General features: G+C 46.1%; 5 protein-coding genes. 4 read left to right on the top strand and 1 reads right to left on the bottom strand.

The genetic code is table 11. The features are described 5' to 3' along the window. The 4 genes from RMO52_RS24695 to RMO52_RS10605 form a co-directional block, all read left to right on the top strand. The coding region (locus RMO52_RS24695) for a phycobilisome rod-core linker polypeptide (RefSeq protein ID WP_396134949.1) at positions 1-124 on the top strand (124 nt) is incomplete at its 5' end. A gap of 277 nt (positions 125-401) precedes the next feature. Next, positions 402-1,808: a 15-cis-phytoene desaturase gene (gene pds / locus RMO52_RS10615; RefSeq protein WP_310413814.1), complete on the top strand. Its 1,407-nt coding sequence runs from the start codon at positions 402-404 to the stop codon at positions 1,806-1,808. Between the two features lie 165 nt (positions 1,809-1,973). Beyond that, entirely contained in the window at positions 1,974-2,906 is a 933-nt protein-coding gene (locus RMO52_RS10610) for a phytoene synthase (RefSeq protein ID WP_309743594.1), read from the top strand. 145 nt (positions 2,907-3,051) lie between these two features. Next, on the top strand, positions 3,052-4,191 hold the full coding sequence (locus tag RMO52_RS10605; RefSeq protein ID WP_310413811.1) for a fatty acid desaturase: 1,140 nt from the start codon (positions 3,052-3,054) through the stop codon (positions 4,189-4,191). A gap of 185 nt (positions 4,192-4,376) precedes the next feature. Here RMO52_RS10605 and RMO52_RS10600 read toward each other — a convergent pair. Continuing rightward, positions 4,377-4,919 (bottom strand): NAD-dependent epimerase/dehydratase family protein (locus tag RMO52_RS10600; RefSeq protein ID WP_310413808.1); only part of this gene is annotated, 543 nt, incomplete at its 5' end.

Raw genomic sequence — 4,919 nt, 5'->3', positions numbered from 1 at the left:
CGTCGCCGAGCAAGGTTTTATGGCAGCCGTCAACACGATCGTGCGGAGCGTAGAATATGCCCGTTACTTCGGCGTTGATGTCGTACCCTACCATCGCGCTCCTTCGCTAGCTGCTGCTAACTAAATTGTAAATTTTTAGGCTCAGGCAAGGTGGGGAAAATACCCTTGCTAGATGGATGTGTACAATGGGAACATAGGTGAGATTAAGTTCTCACCTATTTTTTTCGGGTCGGGATTTAGGGGTAATGGGTAATCGGTAATTTTGACTATCGGGCAACTCCGATCCAAACTGACGTAAGAGTCGATCGATCCGGATGTTAAATTGTAAAGAAATGCAAATATAATTAAAATGAATAGAGTATTCATTTCTAAATTCAACTGTACAGAGGTATTACTAATAGATGCGTGTAGCCATTGCAGGAGCAGGTTTAGCTGGACTAGCTTGTGCTAAATATTTATCAGATGCCGGACATACCCCCATCCTATTTGAGAGTCGAGATGTGTTGGGTGGTCTGGTCGCAGCGTGGAAAGATGAGGATGGCGACTGGTATGAGACTGGACTCCATGCCTTTTTTGGGGCTTATCCCAACATGCTCCAATTGATGAAAGAATTGGGGATCGAAGACCACTTGCAATGGAAAGAGCACGCGCTGATTTTCAACCAGCCAGAGAAGCCCGGTACCTACTCATATTTCAGCGTGCCAGACATCCCCGCACCGTTTAATGTCATTGCTTCGATCCTCCGCAATAACGACATGCTCACTTGGGAGCAAAAGATTAAATTTGCCCTCGGGTTATGGCCAGCCGTCTTGCGGGGACGCCAATATGTCGAAGATATGGATAAATATAGTTTGCTGGAGTGGCTGCGTCGTCAGGGTATCGACGACCGCGTGAATTCCGATATCTTTGTGGCAGCATCTAAAGCGCTAACTTTTATCAATCCCGAAGATGTCTCCGCCACAATTCCCCTCACCGCGATCAACAAGTTTCTCAAAGAACGCTACGGCTCCAAAATCGCCTTTCTAGACGGGTCGCCGACCGAACGCTTGTGTCAGCCTATCGTCGAGCATTTTCAAGCCCGTGGCGGCGAAATTCGGATGGAACGACCGCTCAAACAGATCGTCCTCAACCCGGATGGGACAGTAGCGCATTTTGTGATGCGGGGAATTAACGGTCGCGCTGATGAAATCGTTGTGGCGGATGCTTATGTCTCGGCAATGCCTGTCGATGTCATCAAGACCTTGATGCCCGAGCCGTGGCGCAAGATTGAGTTCTTTGAAAAGATGCAGGAACTAGAAGGCGTGCCAGTAATTAACCTGCATCTGTGGTTCGATCGCAAGTTAACCGATATCGATCATTTGCTCTTTTCGCGATCGGATATTCTCAGCGTCTATGCCGATATGAGCGTAGCTTGCAAAGAGTATGAAGACCCAGATAAATCCATGCTCGAATTGATTATCGCCCCGGCTAAAGACTGGATCGACAAATCGGAAGAGGAGATCGTTGCGGCAACGATGACCGAACTAGAACGCTTGTTTCCGCAACATTTGACTGGCGATAATCCCGCAAAATTACGTAAATCAAAAGTAGTTAAGACACCCCGCTCGGTATATACTGCATCTCCGGGGCGACAAGAGTGCCGACCCACCCAATCGACCCCAATTGCCAATTTCTTTCTGGCAGGTAGCTATACGCTGCAAGAGTATCTTGGGAGTATGGAAGGTGCCGTGCTTTCTGGTAAGCTTGCAGCACAGGAGATCGCCAATTATCAACCGACGGTAGCAAAACCGCTGGTTACTGCAATTTAGAGGATAAGGGATAGGGAATAGGGAATAGGGAAACACACAACCGTTAAACGATCCTCGATCGTTGGTAGTGCTAACACACCGCCTCAACTCCAGTGCTATTTCAAAGTCAACTCTATCCCCTATTCCCTATCCCCTATCCCCTACCTAGTCCCTATTCTCGTGCCAATGCTGCAACTGGATAAGTCCCTACCGATCGTGACAATGCTAACATCGACCGAGGAATCATACGAACTCTGTCGCCAAATAACTGCCCAATACGGCAAAACATTTTATTTGGCTACACTACTGATGTCAGTCCCCAAGCGGCGGGCGATTTGGGCGATTTATGCCTGGTGTCGCAACACCGATGAATTGGTCGATGGAGCGGATGCAGATGAAACGACGCCAGCGACACTCGATAGTTGGGAGCATCAGCTCGAAGAAATGTTTAGGGGCAACCCAACCTCTAACTATGATGTAGCATTGGTCGATACGATCGCGCGATTTCCTGATTTGCAGATCGAACCATTTCGGGATATGGTGACTGGACAGCGGATGGATCTCCGCAAGAATCGCTATCAAAGTTTTGAAGAATTGTCGCTTTACTGCTATCGAGTCGCTGGTACCGTCGGCTTGATGTCGAATGCGGTCGTCGGTGTCGATCCACTCCAATTTACAGCACCTTGGAATTGCGATCGAGTAGATATTCCCACCGAAGAAGCTGTAGCTTTGGGAATTGGCAAGCAATTAACTAATATCCTGCGAGATGTCGGCGAGGATGCCGAGCGGGGACGGATTTATTTACCCCTCGATGAGTTGGCTCTATTCGGCTATACCGAACAAGATTTGATGAATCAAGTAGTCAATGACAATTGGCGAGCGTTAATGCAGTTTCAAATTCAACGCGCACGGAAGTATTATCAACAAGCCGAAAGCGGCATCACTCGGCTCAGTCCCGACGTGCGCTGGCCTGTATGGGCAGCTTTGTTACTGTATCAGCAGATTCTAGACTCGATCGAGCGCAACGATTATGATGTGTTCACGCGTCGCGCTTACGTGAGCACGCCCAAAAAGATCTGGTGTCTACCCGGTTCGTTGATGCGATCGTTGGTTAAATAAAGTTAGTGTTTGCCCGGTTCGCCGCTCCGAGTGCTGGTTAAATGACGATTATTTTTAGTCTGCTCGGACACATTAATTAGCTAGCAAGCGTCACTGTCTAACAATGTAGTTTATCTCTATAAGTACTTACACAAATTTTTACGGAATGAACGCCACACTGAAAAAGTCGGATTTTGTACTTACTCCATATATGAAGAGTAACAACTTGCTGGCAACATATCAAATTTTAATTACGCTCGTTCCGTATGGATGTTTATGGTTCTTAGCAGTTACAGCGGCACACATTTCGGTGTGGTTGCTACCACCGATTCTCATTCTGATGTCGCTGCTTTCGGTGCGATCTTTTTCACTGATGCACGATTGCGGTCACTACTCACTATTTAGCTCAAAAAAAGTCAATCGCTGCGTGGGTTTTTGTTTGGGTGTAATCAATGCCATCCCACAATACCCCTGGTCGCGCGACCATGCTTATCATCATAAAACTAATGGTGATTGGGAACGATATCGTGGTGTCGCTGACTTTCTCTCGACCACTGAGTTTGCCAAGCTCAATGCTAAAGACCGCCAGGTTTATCAATTTATTCGCCAGCCAATTATGGCGATTCCGGGTGGATTTTTCTATTTAGCGATCGCGCCGAGAATGGCACTAGTTTTGGGAGTTTACGATTTATTTCGAGACCTAATTAGCGATCGACCTCAACAGCCAGGGCTAAGTTTAGCAGCTAAGCTCGATACTCATAGCTCTAAATATTGGCAGTCAAAAACCGAATTTTGGGACTTACTATTAAATAATATCTGCGTCATTAGTAGCTGGATTCTGATGAGTAATCTCTTGGGTGCGGGTTTATTTTTGAGTATTTACTCCGTCGTGTTGACACTCTCGGCTGTAGTGTTTATTTGGGTCTTTTTCGTCCAGCATATTTTTGAAGGCTCCTATGCCCATCAAACGGCAGATTGGGACTACTTGCAGGGTGCGGTTGAGGGGAGTAGTTATTTAGAATTACCCACGATCCTCAAGTGGTTTACAGCAGATATCGGCTATCATAATATCCATCATCTCTCCGAACGCATCCCCAATTACCATCTCCAAGCTTGTCATCTGCACAATCTGCACCTGCTCTCGAATGTCAAAACATTACGCCTTGGCGATATGCTCGACTGTGCTAAATATATTTTATGGGATGCCGATACTCAGCAGTTAGTCTCGATCGAGTCATTTTTACAGGATGAGAGACAAGCTAGGATCGTAGCAGCTCCTGTCCCCGCGATCGCAAATTTCCGTTAATATCTTTAGCCGATTTTAGCCGTAAAACAGCCCCAACTTCTAGTAGAAGTTGGGGCTAAATAATTATAGATATTAGTTATCCATTTTTGCAAACCGTCTAGCAATAAAGGCTCAGCTTAGAATCGCTATCCACTATTCACTATCCACTATTCACTTTGTTTTGATGTACGATGTGAATCTACTAACTATGAGTGAGTGCGATACCACTCGATCGTATTTTTCAAACCTTCCTCAATTTTTACTTGTGCGGTAAATCCAAAGAACTCTTCTGCTTTTTGAGTATCCAAACACCGCCGGGGTTGACCGTTAGGTTTATCGGCTTGCCAGACAATTTCGCCTTGGTAATCCATCAGTTTACAGATTAAAGTAATCAGGTCTTTAATCGTAATTTCATAGTTGGTGCCCAGATTGACTGGATCTGCACCATCGAAACTAGTAGTCGCGATCGCAATTCCTCTAGCCGCATCATCGACATAGATAAATTCCCGGCTGGGACTGCCATCACCCCACACTTGAATTTGTTTATCGCCCGCAATTTGGGCTTCGTGTACTTTCCGAATTAAAGCCGGAATTACATGTGAACTTTCGGGTTTGAAATTGTCGGCAGGGCCGTATAAGTTGACAGGTAAGAGATAAATCCCATTAAATCCATACTGCTGACGGTAAGATTGTAATTGCACCAGGAGTGCCTTTTTAGCAACACCATAAGGAGCATTAGTTTCTTCGGT

Source organism: Chamaesiphon sp. OTE_8_metabat_110 (assembly GCF_031382685.1).
Classification (GTDB): domain Bacteria; phylum Cyanobacteriota; class Cyanobacteriia; order Cyanobacteriales; family Chamaesiphonaceae; genus Chamaesiphon.
Note: the sequence above shows the minus strand (reverse complement) of the source record. Positions and strands in the feature narration are given on the sequence as shown.